17 protein-coding genes are annotated in these 19,242 nt (G+C 72.4%); 11 read left to right on the top strand and 6 right to left on the bottom strand.

The annotated features are described in order from the left end of the window. The first annotated feature begins 49 nt into the window (after positions 1 to 49). From WMF22_RS32490 to WMF22_RS32480, 3 genes are all read left to right on the top strand, one after another. A complete protein-coding gene (locus WMF22_RS32490; protein WP_437293843.1) occupies positions 50 to 709 on the top strand; it encodes a Maf family protein in 660 nt (219 codons plus the stop codon). After that, positions 706 to 2,256, top strand: coding sequence for a hypothetical protein (locus tag WMF22_RS32485; protein ID WP_438032296.1), 1,551 nt, complete (start codon positions 706 to 708; stop codon positions 2,254 to 2,256). The genes WMF22_RS32490 and WMF22_RS32485 overlap by 4 nt, the downstream gene beginning before the upstream one ends. Positions 2,257 to 2,340: 84 nt before the next feature. Next, complete coding sequence (locus tag WMF22_RS32480) at positions 2,341 to 2,604, top strand: hypothetical protein (RefSeq protein ID WP_012238561.1); 264 nt, start codon at positions 2,341 to 2,343, stop codon at positions 2,602 to 2,604. On the opposite strand, the gene WMF22_RS32475 is transcribed toward WMF22_RS32480, so the two are convergent. Continuing rightward, positions 2,585 to 3,643: an RluA family pseudouridine synthase gene (locus tag WMF22_RS32475; protein ID WP_437293841.1), complete on the bottom strand. Its 1,059-nt coding sequence runs from the start codon at positions 3,641 to 3,643 to the stop codon at positions 2,585 to 2,587. The two genes, WMF22_RS32480 and WMF22_RS32475, sit on opposite strands and share 20 nt — an antisense overlap. A gap of 65 nt (positions 3,644 to 3,708) precedes the next feature. Continuing rightward, positions 3,709 to 4,269: an SMI1/KNR4 family protein gene (locus WMF22_RS32470; RefSeq protein WP_437293840.1), complete on the bottom strand. Its 561-nt coding sequence runs from the start codon at positions 4,267 to 4,269 to the stop codon at positions 3,709 to 3,711. A 737-nt stretch (positions 4,270 to 5,006) separates the two neighbouring features. Between WMF22_RS32470 and WMF22_RS32465 the strand changes: the two genes are divergently transcribed. Further along, entirely contained in the window at positions 5,007 to 6,956 is a 1,950-nt protein-coding gene (locus WMF22_RS32465) for a MopE-related protein (RefSeq protein ID WP_438032295.1), read from the top strand. Positions 6,957 to 7,036: 80 nt separating this feature from the next. Then, entirely contained in the window at positions 7,037 to 7,564 is a 528-nt protein-coding gene (gene sixA / locus WMF22_RS32460; RefSeq protein WP_437293838.1) for a phosphohistidine phosphatase SixA, read from the top strand. 24 nt (positions 7,565 to 7,588) lie between these two features. On the opposite strand, the gene WMF22_RS32455 is transcribed toward sixA, so the two are convergent. Next, positions 7,589 to 8,623 carry an AAA family ATPase gene (locus tag WMF22_RS32455; RefSeq protein WP_438032294.1) on the bottom strand — a complete coding sequence of 345 codons (1,035 nt, stop codon included), beginning with the start codon at positions 8,621 to 8,623 and terminating at the stop codon, positions 7,589 to 7,591. Between the two features lie 130 nt (positions 8,624 to 8,753). Between WMF22_RS32455 and WMF22_RS32450 the strand changes: the two genes are divergently transcribed. Further along, on the top strand, positions 8,754 to 10,298 hold the full coding sequence (locus WMF22_RS32450; RefSeq protein WP_437293836.1) for a flavohemoglobin expression-modulating QEGLA motif protein: 1,545 nt from the start codon (positions 8,754 to 8,756) through the stop codon (positions 10,296 to 10,298). Positions 10,299 to 10,358: 60 nt separating this feature from the next. Here WMF22_RS32450 and WMF22_RS32445 read toward each other — a convergent pair whose 3' ends face one another. Then, the gene (locus WMF22_RS32445; protein WP_438032293.1) at positions 10,359 to 11,207 is read right to left on the bottom strand and encodes an RNA polymerase sigma factor; all 849 of its coding nucleotides are present in this window, start codon (positions 11,205 to 11,207) and stop codon (positions 10,359 to 10,361) included. Positions 11,208 to 11,398: 191 nt separating this feature from the next. After that, positions 11,399 to 12,190 carry an enoyl-CoA hydratase/isomerase family protein gene (locus WMF22_RS32440; RefSeq protein ID WP_437293834.1) on the bottom strand — a complete coding sequence of 264 codons (792 nt, stop codon included), beginning with the start codon at positions 12,188 to 12,190 and terminating at the stop codon, positions 11,399 to 11,401. An 84-nt stretch (positions 12,191 to 12,274) separates the two neighbouring features. On the opposite strand from WMF22_RS32440, the gene WMF22_RS32435 reads away from it, so the two are divergent. The 5 genes from WMF22_RS32435 to WMF22_RS32415 all read left to right on the top strand — a co-directional run bounded on the left by WMF22_RS32435 (position 12,275) and on the right by WMF22_RS32415 (position 18,314). Next, entirely contained in the window at positions 12,275 to 12,541 is a 267-nt protein-coding gene (locus tag WMF22_RS32435; RefSeq protein WP_044969499.1) for a phosphopantetheine-binding protein, read from the top strand. A gap of 25 nt (positions 12,542 to 12,566) precedes the next feature. Next, on the top strand, positions 12,567 to 14,879 hold the full coding sequence (locus tag WMF22_RS32430; protein WP_438032292.1) for a beta-ketoacyl synthase N-terminal-like domain-containing protein: 2,313 nt from the start codon (positions 12,567 to 12,569) through the stop codon (positions 14,877 to 14,879). After that, a complete protein-coding gene (locus WMF22_RS32425) occupies positions 14,876 to 15,799 on the top strand; it encodes a hypothetical protein (RefSeq protein ID WP_438032291.1) in 924 nt (307 codons plus the stop codon). Before WMF22_RS32430 ends, WMF22_RS32425 begins: the two co-directional genes overlap by 4 nt. Further along, entirely contained in the window at positions 15,796 to 17,706 is a 1,911-nt protein-coding gene (locus WMF22_RS32420) for a beta-ketoacyl synthase N-terminal-like domain-containing protein (RefSeq protein ID WP_437293831.1), read from the top strand. Before WMF22_RS32425 ends, WMF22_RS32420 begins: the two co-directional genes overlap by 4 nt. 122 nt (positions 17,707 to 17,828) lie before the next feature. Continuing rightward, entirely contained in the window at positions 17,829 to 18,314 is a 486-nt protein-coding gene (locus WMF22_RS32415; protein ID WP_438032290.1) for a hypothetical protein, read from the top strand. 5 nt (positions 18,315 to 18,319) lie between these two features. On the opposite strand, the gene WMF22_RS32410 is transcribed toward WMF22_RS32415, so the two are convergent. Next, positions 18,320 to 19,234, bottom strand: a complete 915-nt coding sequence (locus WMF22_RS32410; protein ID WP_437293829.1) for a patatin-like phospholipase family protein — start codon at positions 19,232 to 19,234, stop codon at positions 18,320 to 18,322. Positions 19,235 to 19,242: the final 8 nt, after the last annotated feature.

Genomic DNA, 19,242 nt, shown 5'->3' with positions numbered 1-19,242 from the left:
GCTAGGACCACGCCCGGCCGGGGCCGGCGCCGCCGGCGTCCGCACGACCATGATCGACGACTCCCACCCGCTTCTGCTCGGCTCCGGCTCGCCGCGCCGGCGAGAGATCCTGACCACGCTCGGCCTGCCTCTCCGCGTCGCGGCAGCCGAGGTCGACGAGGCGGGGCGCGCCGACGAGGACGCCGCTGCCTACCTGGAGCGCGTCACCCTGGCGAAGCTCGCGGCCGCGCGGCGCCTGCGCCAGGCGGCCGGGGCGGGCGCGATCCTCGTGGCCGACACGTCGGTCATCCTCGGCGATTCCATCCTCGGCAAGCCGCGGGACGAGGTCGACGCGCGCGCCATGCTCCGCGCCCTCTCGGGCCGCGAGCACCAGGTCTGGACGAGGTTCGCGATCGCCGGCGGCGATCGGGCCGACGTCACGACGGCATCCGCCCCGGCCCTCGCCGAGGCGCTCCACGCCGAGACGGTCGTGACGCGGGTGCGCTTCCGCGAGCTCGACGACGGCGAGGTGGCGTCGTACGCGGCGACCGGCGAGGGGCTCGACAAGGCCGGCGCCTACGCGATTCAGGGGATCGGCGCCTTCGCCGTCGCGCGCATCGACGGCTCCTATTCGAACGTCGTCGGTCTGCCCGCGTGCGAGGTCGTCGCTGCGCTGCGGGCCACCGGCTTGCTTGCGCGCTTCCCGCTGTCGCTCGCGCGCTCGTCATGAGCGACGGCGCCTCGGTCGCCGCGCGCCGGCGCGATGCGGGCGCGATCTTCGCGCTCGCCCTCGCCGCGCGGCTCGCCATGGTCGCCTGGGCGGCCGGGCGCTTCCCGCCCACCGCCGACGGGGCGTACTACCAGCGCATCGCCGAGCGGATCGCGGCGGGGCTCGGCTACACGTGGCTATGGCCGGACGGCGTCGTCACGTACGCCGCGCACTACCCGGTGGGCTATCCGGGCGCGGTCGGCGCGCTGTACGCGCTGCTCGGCGCGCACCCCGCGGTCGCGATGCTGCTGAACGCCGTGCTCGGCGCGCTCGCGGCGCTCGCCGTCCATCGCCTGGCGGCCCGCGCCGCGCCGCGGTCGCGCGCCGTGCCGGCGCTCTCCGGCGGGCTCGTCGCCCTCCACCCCGGGCTCGTGGCGTATACCCCGGCGCTCATGACCGAGGGCGTCACCGGTTCGCTCGTCGCCTGCGCGGCGTGGGCGGCCGCGAGGGCGCGCGAGCGCCGCCCCGCGCTGGCCCCGTTCGCCGTCATCGGGCTGCTCATCGGCGCCGCCACCCTCGTCCGCCCGCAGGCGCTCCTGCTCGCGCCCCTGTTCGCCGGCCTCGCCCTCTCGGGCTCTCCGCCTGCAGGCGGTCCCCGGCTCCTCCCCTCGTTCGCCGCGCGCGCGGCGCCCGTCCTGCTCGCCGTCATCGTGGCGCTCCTCGTGTGCGCGCCCTGGACCGCGCGCAACTGCCTGCGGATGAACCAGTGCGCCCTGGTGAGCGTGAACGGCGGATGGAATCTCCTCATCGGAGCGGACCCGGCGTCCACCGGCGCGTGGGCGCCGGTCCAGGTCCCCGAGGCGTGCCGCGAGGTCTTCGACGAAGCCGGCAAGGACGCCTGCTTCGGCCGCGAGGCGCGCCGGTACATCGCGGAGCACCCGGGCGAATGGCTCGGGCTCGTGCCCAGGAAGCTCGCGGCGACGTTCGACTACTGCGGCGCGGCCGGGTGGTACCTCCACGCCTCGAACCCGTCGGCGTTCAGCGAGGCCGACAAGGTCGCGCTCGGCGCCGTCGAGACCGTCTTCGAGCGCGTCGTCCTCCTCGCCGCGCTCGTGTGGGCGGCGCGCAGGCCCGCGCAGGCGCCCGGCGCAGCTCGCCGCCCCTCGCTCGCGCACCGCGCGCTCGACGTCGCTCGGCTCGCGCTGTTCGCGCTGGGGGTCGTCGCCGCGCTGCACGTCCATGCATGGGTGGGCTACCTCGCGCTCCTCGGCCTCGCGCTGCTCAAGGGCCGCGCGCTCCTCCGGGCGCCGGTGCTCGTGGGCGCCGCGCTCGCCGTCCTCGCTGCGACCGCGGCGACGCACGCCGTGTTCTTCGGTGCCGGGCGCTACGCGCTGGTCGCGTTCCCGCTCCTCTCGGGGCTCGCCGCCCTCGCCGCGGCGCGGCAGGAAGCGGAGGAAGCGGAGCGGCCTGCCGCCGGCGCGCCCGGCGCGACCACCCACATGCGCGCCGCGCCCCTCGCGCCGCCGCGCGGGTGGGGGGGCGGGTCGTCGGACGACGAGCTACTTTGACAGCGCCGCCTGGGCTGCTGCATCCTAGGCCCCCGTCGGCTCGGGAGCGCGTGCCCCCGGCTGGCGAACCTGGAGGAGAGACGGATGCCCTTGATTGAAACGGAAGAGGCGGCGCGCCGCCTCGCGCGCGCCATCGCGAGCGATCTCTCGCTCTACAACGAGGAGAAGATCGTGCAGGGCATCCAGCAGGATGACCTCTTCACGGTCCTGTCCGAAGAGATCGAGGAAGGGCGCGCCCTCTACAAGAGCCGCGTCTCGCCGGACCTCTACCAGAAGAACTTCTACGACCGCGCCCTCGTCGACATCCTCATCAAGTCCAAGGGCCACATCAAATCGAAGATCTGGTAGCGAGCGCCCGCAGCTGGTCGAGCGCCTTGCGCATGTCCGCTGGCAGCGCGCTCTCCCAGCGGACGGGCTTCTGCGTGACGGGGTGGATGAACCCGAGCACGCGCGCGTGGAGGGCTTGCCGGCCCAGCTCCTCCGCGATCGCCCGTACCGCCGGCTTCTTCGGCGGCTTGCCGTAGAGGGGGTCTCCGAGGACGGGTGTCCTGCCGCGCTCGGCGAGGTGCACCCGGATCTGGTGGGTGCGGCCCGTCTCGAGCGAGCACGCGACGACGGTCGCGGCGTCGCCGAGCCTCTCGAGCACGCGGACGTGCGTCACGGCGCGGCGCGGCGCGGCGACGTGTGAGCCGGGCGCGCCGGCTCCGGAGCCGGGGGCGCCCGCGCCGCCGCGGATCCACGACGTGAACCGGAGCCTGTCGGTCGGGTGCCGGCCGTGGAGCGTGTCGTACGTGGCGTCTCGCGCCTCGCCGGCGACGATCGCGGCGTACTCGCGCTCGATCGCGTGCCTGGCGAACCGATCTTTCAGCGCCTCGCGGGTGGGCTCGTCCTTCGCGACCACGAGCAGGCCGCTCGTCCCTCGGTCGAGCCTGTGTACGATCCCCGGGCGGACATGGCCCATGGGATCGCGCGGATCGGCGGGCGCCAGGGCGAACCCGGGCAGGGCGAGCAGCCCGTTGACCAGCGTGCCGGACGCGTGGCCGCGGGCCGGGTGCACGACGAGCCCGGCAGGTTTGTCGATGACGAGCAGGTGCTCATCCTCGTACACCACCGCGATGGCCACGTCGGGCTCGGCCGCGGTGGGCGAGGGCGACGGCTCTTCGGGGCGGACCTCGACCAGCGCGCTTGCGCGCACCGCCACCGACGCGCGCGCGGGCTCCCCGTCGACGAGGACCCGACCGGCGGAGATCCACCGCTGCACCGCCGCGCGGGAGGCCGCATGGCCGGCGCGGTCGAGCAGGTGGACGACGAGCTTGTCGAGCCGGTCACGAGGATCGCCGTCATCCACCCGGAAACGGAAGTGGAGCGCCCCTGCACCGGCAGCCATCGCGTTCGTCACGGACGTCGTTCACGGCCGAGCGGCGCCAGGGTGAGGGCGTCGCGGCCGCGCGATCAATACTCCGTGTCGCCCTCGTCGTCCTCTTCGGCGGACCCGAGCTCGGGGTTGAGCGCCACGTGCGACTCGAGGTCCTCGAGCCGCTGCGATTCGCGCAGCTTGATGAGGCCGCACTGCTCGGCGAGGTACAGGTCGAACGCGGTGTAGCGCGGGAAGACCCGGACGTTCGTGTCCTCGTTGTCGAGGCCGAGGATGACGAGCTCGCCGTCCCGCCTGGCCTCCCCGAGGTAGAGCGCGTTCCATGGCTGACCGGGGAGGTTGGGCAGCCTCACGACCTTGGCCCGGAGCCGCGATTCGGTCCAGCCGAGGTCGGTCTTCGCCTCGGCCAGCTTGCGGACCGAGGTGAGCTTCGGTCGAGGCGCCGACGGGTCCTGGCCGAAGCGATGCCGCCCCTTGAACCGCGGGCCCAGGCTATCGAGCGTGAAATCGAACTCGAGGAACGCCCGCAGCGTGGGCGGCAGCTCGACCATCAGCCTCGACTCGAGCGCATCGAGAGCCGCCTGGCTCGCTCCCACGGCGGTATGGCTGGAAGGGCGCTTCTTCAGTTGCGCGATCACGCGATGCACAAGCTCAACGCCACGTTCGATCGGTGCCATGTATCCACGGGCCGCGGTTGCGCGGTGTTCTTCAGGACCCAAAGGGCCTCATTGGGGCCTCGTCTCTGGGCCCCGGCTGTTGCAGGCTCATCGCGCGCTCGGTCGGCTCTCTACATCGGCCGACCGGGTGCGCATCCCTCTATGGTGCCTACCGGTCCGGTCCGCTCGATGTCAACCGGCGATCGCACCGCGGTCGATCATTCCTCCTCCCCCTGAAGTGATCGCCTGGTTTCCCGTTTCCCGTCACCCTCGTCTCGAGGAGCGCGGTCCGCCTCTCCCGCGTGCGCTGAAGGCGCGCCGCGCGCGCCAGATCAGGACGGCGGCTGCGATGAGCACCACCGCGGCGCCGATCCCCAGGATGACCCATTGTGGCGCAGGGTAACGCCCGCGCTGAAGACCAGGAGGCGGCCGCTCGTACTCGATCTGGAGCTGCGCGCCCACCGGCCCTCGTTACACGCGGATGCTCCGACCCGCAACTGATCCCGTGGCGCGAGCTGGCCGGCTCGGCGTGCAGGCCAGCTCGTGAGCAGCCCTGGCAGCTGCTCGGGCCGACCGCGCAGAGCGAGGAAGCGCGCTCCAGATCAACGCCTCGCCGAGCGGCCAGCGCCAACGGATCAGAACTTGCTTTCCTGGAAACTCGGGGTTGTAAAGTGGACCGAAGCGCGGGCACCGTGCGGTCGGTGCGAGAGGGGTGAGAGATGAAGCCGGGCTCTTCAGCGTGGGTCGAGGGGGCGCTTCCGCGGCCTTCCCGGGTTCGACGGTACCTCATCGCGCTCGGCGCATGGGCGGCGCTCGGCGTCCTGGCGGGAGCGTGCGGCCGGACGAGCCTCCCCGACCTCTCGAACACCAGCGCTGGAGGCGGCGGCTTTGGCGGCGCGACGAGCGGCAGCATGTCGACCTCATCGAACGGAGGCGAGGGCGTCGGAGGCTTCGACGCGTGTGGCGGCCCCACGGACTGTGACGACGGCGACGACTGCACGAGCGACGACTGCGCAGACGGGCGCTGCGATCACCGCCCCCGCGACGACGATCGGGACGGCGTCGGCCCGACGTTCTGCGGCGGGAGCGACTGCAACGACCTCAACCCGTCCGTCTTCCCGGGCGCGCCGGAGATCTGCACGGACGCCGCGGACAACGACTGCAACGGCGTCAGCGACTGCTTCGATCCCGCGTGCGCATCAGGCGAGGTCTGCGGCTGTACCCCGAGCCCTGGCGGCGAGCGCTGTCAGAACGGCGTCGACGACGACTGCGACACGATCGTCGACTGCTTCGACGCGGACTGCTCGGGGACGCCGGCCTGCGGCTGCTCCACCTCGGAGGCCGGCAAGTGCGGCAACGGCGCCGATGACGACTGCGACCTCGCCTTCGACTGCGACGACGCCGACTGCGCCTCCGAGCCGCTCTGCGCCTGCAGCTCCCAGCGCGAGCGCTGCGACAACCGCGAGGATGACGACTGCGATCTCCTCGTCGACTGCGGCGATCCGGACTGCCGCGGCGTCTTCCCTTGCGCGTGCGAGCCGCCCGGCTCGCCGGAGCGGTGCGAGGACGGCGCCGACAACGACTGCGACGGGCGCGTCGACTGCGCGGATCCGCAGTGCGTCTCCGCGCCGGCCTGCGCGCGCTGCGTGCCGGAGATCTGCGACGACGGCGTCGACAACAACTGCGACGAGCGCGTCGACTGCGCGGACAGCGCCTGCGCCTTCGCGCCGAACTGCGAGCCGACGCCGGAGCGGTGCAACAACCACGTCGACGACGACGGCGACGCCCTGGTCGACTGCCAGGACCCGGACTGCGCGAGCAGCCCCGTGTGCGTTCTCGAGCAGGCCAACTGCCTGTCGCCGAAGCGCATCCCCGGGACTGGCACCTACACGGGGGACACCACCGGGCACGTGAGCGAGACCCGGGGTGAGTGCGGCGGCGACGCCGGCGAGGCGGTCTTCTTCTTCGTGCTCACCGCGCCGTCGCGCGTGCGCGTCGACTCGCGCGGGTCGGCCTTCGACACGGCGCTCTACGTCCGCACGGGCGTCTGCAGCTCCGGCCGGGAGATCGGCTGCGACGACGACAGCGGCGGGTCGCGGGCCTCCCTGCTCGATTTCAGCATCCTGTACCCCGGCACCTATTTCGTCTTCCTCGACGGCTTCACGATCGATCCCGCGAGCGGACCGAACGAGGGCCCCTTCGTGCTCAACGTCGAGATCACCCCGAACCCGCGCGAGATCTGTGACGACGACCTCGACAACGACGGCGATCACTACGTCGACTGCGCCGATCCCGGCTGCGCCGCCTTCGGCTCGTGCCGGGGCTGCGCGAAGGGCGCCGCGCCTGGCCCCGAGCTCGGGACCGCCGCGTGCACCGACGGGATCGACAACGACTGCGACGGCGCGCTGGACTGCGCCGACGAGGACTGCAGCGCGAGCGACGTCTACGTGACCGAGTGCTGCAACGGCCTCGATGAAAACGGGAACGGGTTCCCTGACGATTTCACCTGTCGATGCGCCTCCGATGCCGATTGCGACGAGGGGCAGATCTGCTACACGCACACCTCGTTCACGTGCGGTTTCCCGTGCGAGAACTTCAGCGGGAGCATCTGTCCCTTCGTGGCGCCGGGCTCGCACTGCAACGATGCGACCCATCAGTGCGAGTTCTGATGGGCGTCGAGGTGGCGCCGCCGCCTCTTTCGCGCGCGCGGCGCTCCCCGGCTGGCGCTCGTCCGGGCTAAGGTCAGGCCATGGAGATCCTGATCATCCGCCATGGCCATGCCGTGGATGACGCGCCGGACCTCGGCGACGCAGGTCGCTGGCTGACGGGCAAGGGGCGCAAGCTGACCCGGCGCGTCGCCAAATGGCTCGCGAAGCAGAAGGACCGCTGCCCTGGGGTGATCTGGACGAGCCCCCTCGTGCGCGCCGTGCAGACCGCGGAGATCATCGCCGAGGCCGCCGGGCTGACCGACGAGGTGTCGGTGGTCGCCGAGCTCTCTCCCTCGCGCGACACGGCCGAGATCCTCCGCCGGCTCTCGCAGCACCAGGGGGCGCAGCCGCTGGCGCTGGTGGGGCACGAGCCTTCGTTGTCGGCGCTGGTGACGTCGCTGCTCGGCGACGGCGGCTGGGCGGGCCTGAGCCTGAAGAAGAGCGGCGTCGTCGCGGTGAGCTGGGACGGGCGCGGGCCGGGGACGCTGCGCTTCGCGCTGGATCTGAAGGCCATGAAGGCGGTCACGCCGGTGAAGGAAGCGCAGCAACAGGCGCCTCGCGCCCGGTGATGCGCGTCCGCGCCGCGGCGCCGCTCAGCGCACCGATCTCTCGACGGCGCTCAGCACGTCGACGTCGCGGACGCCGTCCGCCTCGGCGCGGTACGACAGCACGATCCGGTGCCGCAGCGCCGGGATCAGCAGCGCCCTCACGTCGTCCACGTCCGCGGCTGCTTCGCCGCGGAGCGCGGCGCGCGCCTTGGCCGCGATCACGAGCGCCTGGCTCCCGCGCGGCCCCGCGCCGTAGCGCACGTAGTCCCGGACCTCCTGCGCTGCGCGCTCCGCCCCCGGCCGCGTCGCCCTGGCGAGGCGCACCGCGAGGTCCACGGCCTCGTCGGTCACCGGGATCCTCGGGACGAGGCGCCCGATCGCCAGCACCTCTCTCGCCTTGAGCACCGCCGCGATCGCCGGCGGCTTCCCCGAGGTCGTCCGTCGCGCCACCTCGCGCTCCTCGGCCTCGCTCGGGTAGGTGACGTGAATCTCCAGCAAGAAGCGGTCGAGCTGCGCCTCTGGCAGCGGGTAGGTCCCTTCCTGCTCGATCGGGTTTCGCGTCGCGAACACCTGGAACGGGTCGGGGAGGGCGTGCGTGGTGGTCCCGACGGTCACCTTGCGCTCCTGCATCGCCTCGAGCAGGGCGGCCTGCGTCTTCGGCGGCGTCCGGTTCACCTCGTCCGCGAGGACGAGGTTGTGGAAGATGGGGCCGGGCTGGAAGCGCAGGCTCCGCGACCCGTGCTGCTCGTGCAGCACGTCGGTCCCCGTGATGTCCGCGGGCAGCAGGTCAGGCGTGAACTGGACGCGCCCGAAGCTGAGGTCGAGCGCCCTCGCGAGCGACGACACGAGCAGCGTCTTGGCGAGCCCCGGGACGCCGACGAGCAGCGCATGCCCGCGCGCGGCGAGCGTGATCAGCATGGCCTCGACGACATCGTCCTGCCCTACCACCGCCGCCGCGATCGCCGAGCGGAGCCGCCTGGCCCCCTCCGCCGTGCGCTCGAGGAGCGCGGCGTCCGAGAGGGCGGTCGATCCCTCCTCGGCGGTCGTCTCGGCGTCATTCCTGTGCTCGGGATCGCTCATACGGGCAGGGCTCGTACCCCGAGGCCGCGATGCCGACAAGGATCCGGCGAAGCCGGCTGTCCGCGCGGCGCTGGTCCTGGCCCGTGGAGGTTTGCTCGGACAGGTGAGCCGGTGTTAGCAATCGATCGCAATGGCGCAGAGCTCTGAGGCCCGGGAGAGGAGAGGGGCGTACGCGGCGGACGTGGAGGCGCAGCGCGAGCTCGAGGCGAGCGAGCCGGCGGGCGAGCCACGCAGCGGCAGCGCTGGCGCGGCGGAGGACGGCGCGGGAGCGGCCGCGACCGGCGGCCAGGGCGGCCCTGGGGAAGGCGGCGCGGAGAGCGGTGAAGCGCCGTCGGCGCCGCTCGAGTCCCTGAGCTTGCACGACGGGCCGATCCCGCACGCGCCGCTCCCGCCGATCGCGGGGCCGTGGCGTTCCTACAAGGAGATCCTCGCGACGCTGGCCCAGCGCGTGCTCGATGCGCAGCGGCCGATCCGCATCCTCCAGGCGCTCCGCTGGGAGGCGGACGTCGAAGAGCAATTTGTCCGCTCGAAGCAGCGCGAGCTGCCGCAGGTCGCCTACTCGGACGACCTGGGGTTCGACCCGGAGGCCAAGCAGCGCGAGCTCGAGGAGATCCTGCGCGACGCCGAGCGGGAGCTCGGCAAGCGCGATCGGCTCGGCCAGATCCTCCGCGCGACGGCGGACGAGTACCGGAAGGTCGTGAGCATGCTCACCGGGCGGGGAACGAAGGCGTTCTACGCGCTGTCCCGCGAGCTCTACGGATCCCCGAAGGACAAGCTGCCAGACGGAAAGACGAGCGTGCGGGACATGGGGTTCGTGCTCTACGACCTCCTGACGGCGATCGGCGGTGAGCGCCTCGGCCCGTCGCAGCAGCGGGAGATCACGGCGGAGATGGCGGCGCTCGATCTGAACGCCCGCTTCGACCGCTTCTTCGGCGGCGCGTCGATCCGCGTGCAGGTGGACGACTCGCTGCTCGCGGACGCCGCCGCCGGCAGCGACTACGTGAAGATCCGGAGCGGCGCGATGTTCGCCAAGAGCGATGTCGACATCCTCGAGGCGCACGAGGGGTGGGTGCACGTGGCGACCAGCTTGAACGGGCAAGCTCAGCCGGTGGCGCGCTGGCTCGCGAAGGGGCCTCCGCGCACCACGGCGGTTCAGGAAGGCCTCGCCGTTCTGTTGGAGATCCTCACCTTCAGGAGCACTCCGCGTCGCGCGAAGAAGCTGAACGACCGCATCCTCGCGGTGGACAAGGCGGAGGACGGGGCGTCGTTCCTCGACGTGTTCGAGTGGTACCGCACCGAAGGTTACGAAGAAGACGAGTGCTTCCAGAATGCCAGGCGCGTCTTCCGCGGCGGCGTGCTTGCGGGAGGGGCGCCGTTCACGAAGGACGCCTGCTACTGCAAGGGGATCGTCCTCAACTACGCCTTCATGCGCGCGGCCATTCAGCACGATCGGGCGATGCTGATTCCCTTCTTGTTCGTGGGGAAGGTCGCGCACGAGGACGTTCCTGTCCTCCATGCGCACGTGACCGACGGGATCATCCGCCCGCCCCCGTATCTCCCGCCGATCTTCGACGACATGAACGGGCTGGCGATCTGGATATGCTATTCTTCCTTCTTCTCCCGCCTGGGAGGGACGGCGCTCGCCGAGCACTACGGCAGGATGCTGGAGCGCTGAGAGCGGCCGGCCCCGGGGCCTCGGTCGCGCCGGCCTCCTTTCGGTGCGCGCGGCGGTCGCCTACGGAACTGGCGCGGCGCAAGCCGTGGGGGCCGGGCCCCCCGCGTGCGCCTCGGCGATCGCGCGCGTGACCGCGAGCCAGATCCTGCGCCGGGTAGCGTCCGGCACCTCGGGGATGAGCCTGGCGGCGCTCATGAGCGACTCTTCGTCCGCCCCGCGGGAGCGCTCGGCGACCTGGAGGCTCAACGGATGATGGAGCGCGCGTCGGTCCTCGGCGTTCATGCGCTTCACCGCCACGCGGAAGTCTTCGCGGGCCAGCCGGAGGCGGTTGCGCACCGTGTTCTCCTTCACGTCCAGGTCGCGCGCGATGTCGGCGGTCGCCACATCGAGCAGATCGTGCATGATCAAGACCACGCGTCGCTCGGTGTCGATCCCACCGAGCAGCCTGCCGACGAGCTGGCCGCTTTGCTCGCGCGCGAGCAGCTGTTCCGAGGTCAAGCCGGGGTCGGCGAGCTCGAACGGCCAGCTCGCCCCGGCGCCGGCCGCGATCTCTCGGCGGCGGTGGGCGCGCTCGCGGTAGTGGCCGACCTGTCGCCAGGCGATGCCGAACAGCCAGCGCCTGAGGGGCTCGCCGAGCGGGCTCGCCGTTTGTGGCGCCCCGCGTTCCAGGCCTGGGGCGTGGCCGCAGGGGGGGTGTCTGGTGCGCGCCTCGTCTGAGCAGCGCCTCGGATCGAAGCGATCCAGCGCGTGATACGCGGCGATCATGACGTCTTGCAGGACGTCGTCGACGTCGCGCTCTGCCACCCCGAGCCAGCGGAGCGCTTGTCGGAGAAATGACAGCCCAACAGTGTACACGGTCTCGAAGCTGGGCCGCTCCAGAAGGGGCCCATGCTCAACAAGCTGTTGCATGCCTGAACTTACGTGCAGCAGCCCTCTCTGATTTGAAAATCGTCCACCCCTACGACGTCGCCGCCAAAAATGTAAATTTTATTACATTCGAGGCGGCCTCAACCTGGGTCCGGCTGCGCACGGAGAAGAGCGGCGAGGCAGCGCATTGCTCGACGTGCGGCGTGCGCTCATTCGCTCATTCGCTCATTCGCTCATTTGCCTTGGAACACCGGCTTCCGCTTCTCCATGTACGCGGCGAGCCCCTCGCGGGCGTCCTCCGACGTGAACAGCTCGGCCTGGAGCTCTCGTTCGAGGGCGAGCCCCTGTTCGAGCCCTACCTCGAAGCCCGTCTGAACGGCGCGCTTGATGCGCCCGACCGCCAGCGCCGCGCGGTCCGGCAGCGTGAACGTGTGGCTGTACGCGAGGACCCGGTCCATGAACTCGTCGTGGGAGGCCGTCTCCCAGACGTCATTGATCAGGCCAACCGCGAGCGCTGTCTCGAAATCGAACGTCTGCCCCTCGCACATCAGCTGGATCGCCCGGGATTTGCCGATGAGCCTGGCCAGGCGCTGGGTGCCTCCGGTGCCTGGCAGGACGCCCAGCGCGACCTCGGGGAGGCCGACCTTGCCGGCGCCCTTGCGGGCGATGCGGAGGTCACAGGCCATCGCGATCTCGAGACCACCGCCGACCGCGTGGCCGTTCAGCGCGGCGATGCAGAGCTTCGGCGTGTGCTCGAGGCGGCTCAACGTCTCGTTCGCGTGGAGACAGAAGTAGTATTTGAACGTCGGGTCCGACTCGCGGAGCATGTTGATGTTCGCTCCTGCGCAGAAGAACTTTTCGCCGTGCCCGGTGATGACGATGACATGGACATCGTTGTCGAAGCGGGCCTCGAGGATGGCCGCGTCGAGGTCCTTCATCATCTCGTGGGTGTAGCCGTTGACGGGCGGATCATTGAGCGTGAGCAGCGCGACGCCTGCAGAGGTGGCGTAGTCGACGAGGGCCATGGGCGCTCTTTACCAAACCGTCAGAAAAAGCGCTGCCCCCTGGTGGAAAGGCGCGGAATTGTGCTACCCCGCAGGGACGTGCTCATGAACGCGCAGGACGTGCGGCAGAAGTTAAAAGAACTCATGGTCGAGGAGCTGAACCTCGAGGGGAAGACGCCGGCCGACATCGACGACGCCGCGCCGCTGTTCGGCGCGGGGCTGGGCCTCGATTCGCTGGACGCGCTCCAGCTCGCCATGAGCGTGGAGGAGCGCTTCGGCGTCCGCATCCCGGAGGGCGACGAAGCGAGGCCGATCTTCGCATCGGTGGACGCGCTCGTGGCCCACATCGTCAAGTCGACCGCGGCGGCGTGAACGCGCCGCAGAGAGCCGTTCGGGCGTGCGCATCTGGGTGACGGGCATCGGGGTCGTCTCGCCCCTGGGGCGCGGGGCGAGCGAGACGATGGACCGGCTCATCGCAGGAGAGCGGGCCTTCGCGCCGCTCTCCTTGTTCGAGATCCCCGGGACGCGCGGGCGCATCGCCGCGGAGGTCCGCGACCTCTCCCCCGAGGAGGTCGCGCCGCCCGGCGAGGCGGAAGGGTGGTCTCGCACCGACGCCATGGCCGTGCTCTCGGCCCGCGAGGCGCTCGGACACGCGGGCATCGACCCGAGGGCCGTTCCCGTCGACCTGGTGGTCGGCGGGACGACCGCCGGGATGTTCGAGACGGAGGACTTGCTCGCCTGGCTGTCGCACGACCCCAGCGCGATCGCCCCCCTGAAGCGGATGCTCTCGCATCCCCTCTCCTCGACGGCCGACCACGTCCGCGCCGCCGTCGGTCCGTTCCGTCGGGCGAGGAGCGTCTGCAGCGCCTGCTCGAGCGGCGCGAACGCCGTGTTGCTGGGCGCGGCCTGGCTCCGCGCCGGCCTCTCCACCCGCGTGCTCGCGGGGGGCGCCGACGGCCTGTGCCGGCTGACGTACACCGGCTTCGGCGCGCTCGCGGCCGTCGATCCGGAGCCGTGCCGCCCGTTCGATCGGCGGCGCGCCGGTCTGAACCTCGGCGAAGCGGCGGCGTTCCTGCTCCTCGAGTCCGAGGACGCCGCGCGCGCGCGCGGGGCGGAGCCGATCGTCGAGCTCCGCGGATGGGCGACCGGCGCCGAGGCGCATCACATCACCAACCCCGAGCGCGAGGGGCGCACCGCCGCGCGCGTCATGCGCGACGCTCTCCGGTGCGCGGCGCTCACGCCCTCGGATCTCGATTACGTCAACGCGCACGGCACCGCGACGCCGCTGAACGACGTCATGGAGAGCGCCGCCCTGCGCGCCTGCCTCGGCCCCGAGGTGAACCGCATCGCCGTCTCTTCATCGAAGGGGCAGATCGGGCACACGCTCGGCGCAGCGGGCGCGGTCGAGGCCGCGATCACCGCCCTCGCCATCGCGCGCGGCGTGATGCCCCCGACCGGCGGCCTCGAAGAGGTCGATCCGGAGTGCCAGCTCGCGCACCTGAAGGAGGCGCGCGAGGCGCCGATCCGGTCGGCGATGTCGAACTCCTTCGGCTTCGGCGGCACGGACAGCGTGCTCGTGCTCGCGCAGCCAGGCCGTTTTCCTCCGCCGCTCGACGCCGGCATCGCGCCCCGGCGGCGCTCGGTCGTCGTGACGGCGGCCGCGACGATCGGCCCGCTCGGCGTCCTCGCGTCCCGCGGCGGCGCCGCGTATCTCGAGCCTGGCCCTCCGCCAGCGGAAGGGGCCATCCCCTTCAACACGGCCGCGCACCTCGATCTCGCGCGGGCGAGGCGGCTCGACCGCGCTGGCCGGCTGACGACGGCCGCGATCCTCACGGCTCTCTCGGAGGCCGGGCTCGGCGGCGCGGTCCAGGCCGAGGCCGGCGCGGGCGATCCGGCGGCCGACGTCGCGCCGAGCCGCACCCTGCCTGGCGCCATCGTCGGCGCGTCCTTTGGCAGCGTCGACGCCTCGACCGCCTACATGCGGCGCATCTACGACAAGGGCGCGAAGTACGCGAGCCCCGCCGATTTTCCGAACCTGGTCCCCTCGTCGCCGGTCGGGCATGCCTCCATCTACCTGGGCCTCCGTGGCCCGGTGTTCGCGATGGCCGATCTCGGAGCGACAGCGGAAGCGGCCATGGTCACGGCCATCGAGCTCATCACGGCCGGGGAGGGGGAGGCGCTCGCCGCGGGCAGCGTCGAGGAGACGAGCCCGATGATCGAGCGGTGCCTCGGTCCGATCTGCTCGCAGGTCGTCAGCAGCGGTGTCCGCAGCGAGGGCGCTGCCGTGCTGCTCTTCGAGAGCGCCGCGCGTGTGCGTGAGCGAGGGGCGCGCCCGGTGGCGGTCGTGTCCTGGTGGAACTCCTGGCGGGGTGACGGCGTGGGGATGCTCGCGGGAGCGCCAGCGCCGGCGCGCCTCGGCGCTTCGGTAGACGTCGCCCTGCGAGCGCAGGCCACCGTCCCGTCGCCAGCCGCCGTGTTCGTCGGACGAGAGGAGGAGCGCCTCGTCGCCTGCCTGCAGGGCTCACCGTGGGCCGAGGTGCGGCGCTCCACGCTCGCGTCGCGCTCGGGTGATCACGAGGGCGCCGGCGGGTTCGCCGCTGCTGCGGCGGTCGCGGCGCTCGCCAGCCGCGACCTCGCGAGCGTGCTCGTCGTGGGCGGCGCACCCGACCGGGGATACGCCATCCTGCTGGTCGCTCCCGGCGACGCGTGACGACGTCGCCGCCCGCTCCCCGCCGTCGTTCGCGGCACCTCGTCAGCGCCGGGGGCCTCCTGCTCTTGCTCGCGAGCCTCCCTGCCTGCGCCGCGAGCGCGCCCTTCGATCGCCGGCACGGCGGCGCGCTCGACGCCGAGCTAGCGCGCCTCCTGCCTGGCCCATCGGCGGGCACGTCCGCTGCGCGGCTCGACCCCTCCGCGTGGCGAGAGGGGCGCGAGCGCCTCGCAGGTCTCCGCCGCGAGGTCGAGGGGGCTGGCCCGCGCACGCTCCGCGTCCGCCTGGCATTGCGGGAGCCGCGCACGGGCCACGTGCTCGAGGCGCGCGGCGCGATCGCGGTCGCCCCGCCGGCGATCGAAGGGCGCGCACGCGCGGCGGAGAGCGACCTCCTCGAGCCCGAGGGCGCGCTGCGGATGATCCTCCTCGGCCCGGGCGGCACCACCGCGCTCGACCTGTGGGCCCGCGGCGATCGCTTCCGTTTCGCCGTCCCCGCGCTCGATCTGCTGAGGCGCGGCGACGCATCGACGCCGCGGACCGCGCTCCGCGGTCTGCCGGTAGATTTCCTGCGCTGGTGGATGCTCCACCCGGCGGCGGGGACGCTGCTCTGGTACTCGCGCGCCGAGAGCACGGAGTCCTTCGTCCTGCGCGACGGCGACGCCGTGATCGATCTGCGGGTCAACGACCGCGGCGTGATCGGCGCGCGCCGCACCACGTGGTCGACGGCGGAGGGCGCCCGCCGGCGCCGGCTCGACGAGGAGGTCGTGATCGCCGAGGGCATGGGCTGCGGCAACGTCCGTTACGCGCAGGCCTCGACCGGGCTGCTCATCACGGTGATCTGCGAGGCCGAGGAGCGGGATCGCGCGCCGGATCCGCGCGCGTTCGTCGATCCCGACGCGCTCCGGCCGGGGGGCGGCTCATGAGCGACGCCTGCGTCATCGCCTCGGGCGCTGTCTCGGCGCTCGGCCTCGGCCAGCTCGCCTACCGCGTCCCTCGGGCTGGCGAGCCTGCGCCTGTCGCTATCGCGCGCGACGCGGAGCTGGCTCGCGCCGGCCTGCTGCGGCCCTTCGCCGCGCGCGCCCCGGCGGAGCTCGGCGTCGATCCAGGCGCCGATCGCGCCACGGACCTGCTGAAGGCGGCGCTCTCACAGACCCTCGCGGCGCTGGAGGGCGTGCGTCCTGGCTTTCGTGGCGAGCGCATCGGCATCGCCCTCGGCACCTCCAGCGGCGGCATGCTCACCGCGGAGCGGTTCTTCGCCGCCCGCGCCGAGGGGGCCGACGCCGGATCGCTCGCCGCGCTGGCCTCGCGCGCGACGTATTTCGCGCCGTTCAACGACGCGCTCGCGGCGTTCGGGCTCGAGCGGACGCCGCTGCGCACGCACCTGCTCGCGGCGTGCGCGGCGAGCACCCTGGCGATCGGCCTCGGTCTCCGCTGGCTCGATCGCGGCGCCTGCGATCTCGTGCTCGCCGGCGGCTACGACGCCCTCAGCATCTTCGTCGCCGCCGGCTTCGAGGCGCTCCGCGCGACAACGGCGTCGAGGTCGCGCCCGTTTCGGGTCGGCCGTGACGGCATGGCGCTCGGCGAGGGCGCCGCCGTCGTCGCCCTCGTCCGCGAGGATCGTCTCCGCGGCGCCCCGGTGATCGTCCGCGTCGCCGGCTTCGGCGCCTCCACGGACGCGGTGCACATCACCGCCCCGGATCGAACCGGCTCGGGGCTCGCGCGCGCCGGCGCCGCGGCGCTCGCCGACGCCGGGTGGCCTGCCTCGCGCGTCGGTCTGATCAGCGCCCACGCCACGGCGACGCCTTACAACGACGCGATGGAGTCGCGCGCGATCGCCGCGATGCTCTCGCCGCGCGGCGCCGCGGAGGGCTCGGACGCGCTGCCGGGCGTGGATGCGCCTCCTCCGGTGGTCCACCCGTTCAAGGCTCAGATAGGGCACACGCTCGGGGCCGCCGGCGTGCTCGAGGCGCTCGCCGCAGCGGCCGCCCTCCAGGCGTCCATCGCTCCACCGGCGGCCTCCGAAGGCGAGCTCGACCCCGACGCGCCGGCTCACCTGCTCGAGCGCGCCGAGCCCCGCCCGCTCTCTTCGGCGCTCAAGCTCTCGGCGGCGTTCGGCGGCGCCAACGCCGCCCTCTTGCTCACGTCCTCCGCCAGCGGGCGCCGCCCGCGGCGCCCGCGCGCCGTGGTCCTCCGCGCGCACGCGCACGTGACGGGCTCCGATCTCGGGCGCCTCGCCGAGGCGACCGGCATCGCGCGCGACCGCCTCGCGCGCCTCGACGCGCTCTGCCGGCTCGGGCTGACCGCGGTGGCAGCCCTCGCCGCCCTCGTCGGCGCCGATCGCTTGCGGGGGGCCGGCATCGTCGCGGGCCACGCGCTCGCCACGATCGACACCAACGAGGTGTACGACGCCCGCCGGCGCGCCCGCGGAGCCCGCTTCGTCGAGCCGCGCCTCTTCCCTGCGACGTCGCCGAACGCGATCGCGGGCGAGTGCGCCATCGCGTACCAGCTCACCGGGCCGAGCTTCGCGGTCGGCGCCGGGCTCGGCGGCGCGCTCGAGGCGCTCCGCGCCGCGGCCGATCTGGTCGCGTCCTCGGACGCCGACCGCATGGTCGTCCTCGCGGCCGACGACGCTGGGCCGGTCGCGCGCGAGCTGCTCGGCCTCACCGGCGCCCAGCACCGCGCGCTCGCCAGCGGCGCCGTCGCGCTCCTCCTGCAGGCGGATCCCGGCGACGAAGAGCGCCTGCGCAAGGTCGATCCGGACCTCCCTGTCGACCACGAGGGGCCGGTCGGCCATCTCGCCCTCCTCCGCTGGCTCGAGGAGCACGCGTAGCGGCGCGCCCGTCCCCGTCATCCTTGGTGATCGTGATCGCTTCGCTTGCCGATCCGCGCCTCGATCTGGCAAGGTTCTCAGCTGGAATCAGCTGCTTCCCCCGAGCGTTGTCCTGCCTGCGTATGTTCTGCCGCCAAACAAAAGCTGTCGCTTCGCTCCTCATCGTTGCTTCGGCCGTCCTCGCCGGGTGCGCGACCCACTACATCCCGAACACGGACGTGGAGGACAACGACGACAACCGCAAGATCATCTCGTTCTGCGAGAAGTATCGCAACGCGGTGGAGAGCAAGGACGTGGGCGAGCTGCTCAAGCTCGCGTCGCCCAAGTACTACGAGGACGGCGGCAACATCGATGCGGCGGACGACCTCGATTACGCTGGCCTGCGCGCGTACCTCACCGGCAAGTTCCAGGACGCTCGCGCCATCCGCTACGAGATCCGCTACCGGCGCGTCCTGAAGGGTGATGACGTCATCTACGTCGACTACACCTTCAGCGCGAGCTACCGCATCCCGGGGGGCAAGGGCGAAGAGTGGCGCCGCAAGGTCGACGACAACCGGCTGGAGCTCGTGGAGTACCAGGACGGGTTCCGCATCGTCGCGGGGATGTAGCCGCTCTAGTTTAGAGCGCTCTTCGAGGAGGGGGCGTCGAACACGCCCTTCTCCTTCGCGGCGGCGAGTATGCGGAGCGCAGTGCGGTAGCCGCGCAGGACGAGCGGCTTGGCGGCGAACCGGTTCATGTAGCTGTACCGGCCGATCGCGGGCGCCACGTCCAGGAAGGTGACGCTCGGGTAGAGCTTGGAGAGGAGCTCGACGCCGCGGCGCTCCTTCTCGGCCAGAAGGATGCTGAGCGACTGCCGGACGACGCTGGGCGCGCCGCTCCTCGCGATCGAGCGCTGCGACTCGTCGCGCTCCTCGGGACGGTAGATGTTGGAGATGATCACGATGTTCGCGCCGGCATTCACGGCCACGTCGGCGGAGAGCGTCCGGATCACCTCGCCGCTCAAGTGATAGCGGCCGTTGATGCGGTAGGGCCGGAACAGGCCGGGCACGCAGCAGCTGGCGGCCACCGCCTGGCTGATCGGCGTGGCCTCGTCGTAGCCCGGGCCGAACACGACGCGCTTGGCGCTGTCCACGTCCACCGCCGTCACGTAGACGGCGTGCGGCAGCTGCCGGAAGTCGTTGATCGGCAGCGTCCGGCGCACGTAGCGCTCGAGCCTGTCGATCGAGAACACCCCCGAGCAGAGGTATCCCGGGTCGAGCAGATCGCGCAGGGCGGGAGCGCCGAAGAAGCTCGACACGTGGAGGCGAGGCCCGCGGTGACGTCGTCGCCAGGGGAGGCGGTAGGCGTCGAGCAGCACGTCGAGCGGGATGTCTTGCCCGTACGTCGCGCTGACCAGCGCGCCCGCTCCCGCGCCCACGTAGATCTCTGGATGGATGCCCAGCTCCTCGCAAGCCTTCAGCACGCCGAGGTGCGCAAGGCCTCGCGCCGCTCCCCCGGAGCCCACGAACGCGATCTTGAGGCGGCTCATCGAGCCCC

Source organism: Sorangium sp. So ce204 (assembly GCF_051526795.1).
GTDB classification, from domain to species: domain Bacteria; phylum Myxococcota_A; class Polyangia; order Polyangiales; family Polyangiaceae; genus Sorangium; species Sorangium cellulosum_B.
Note: the sequence above shows the minus strand (reverse complement) of the source record. Positions and strands in the feature narration are given on the sequence as shown.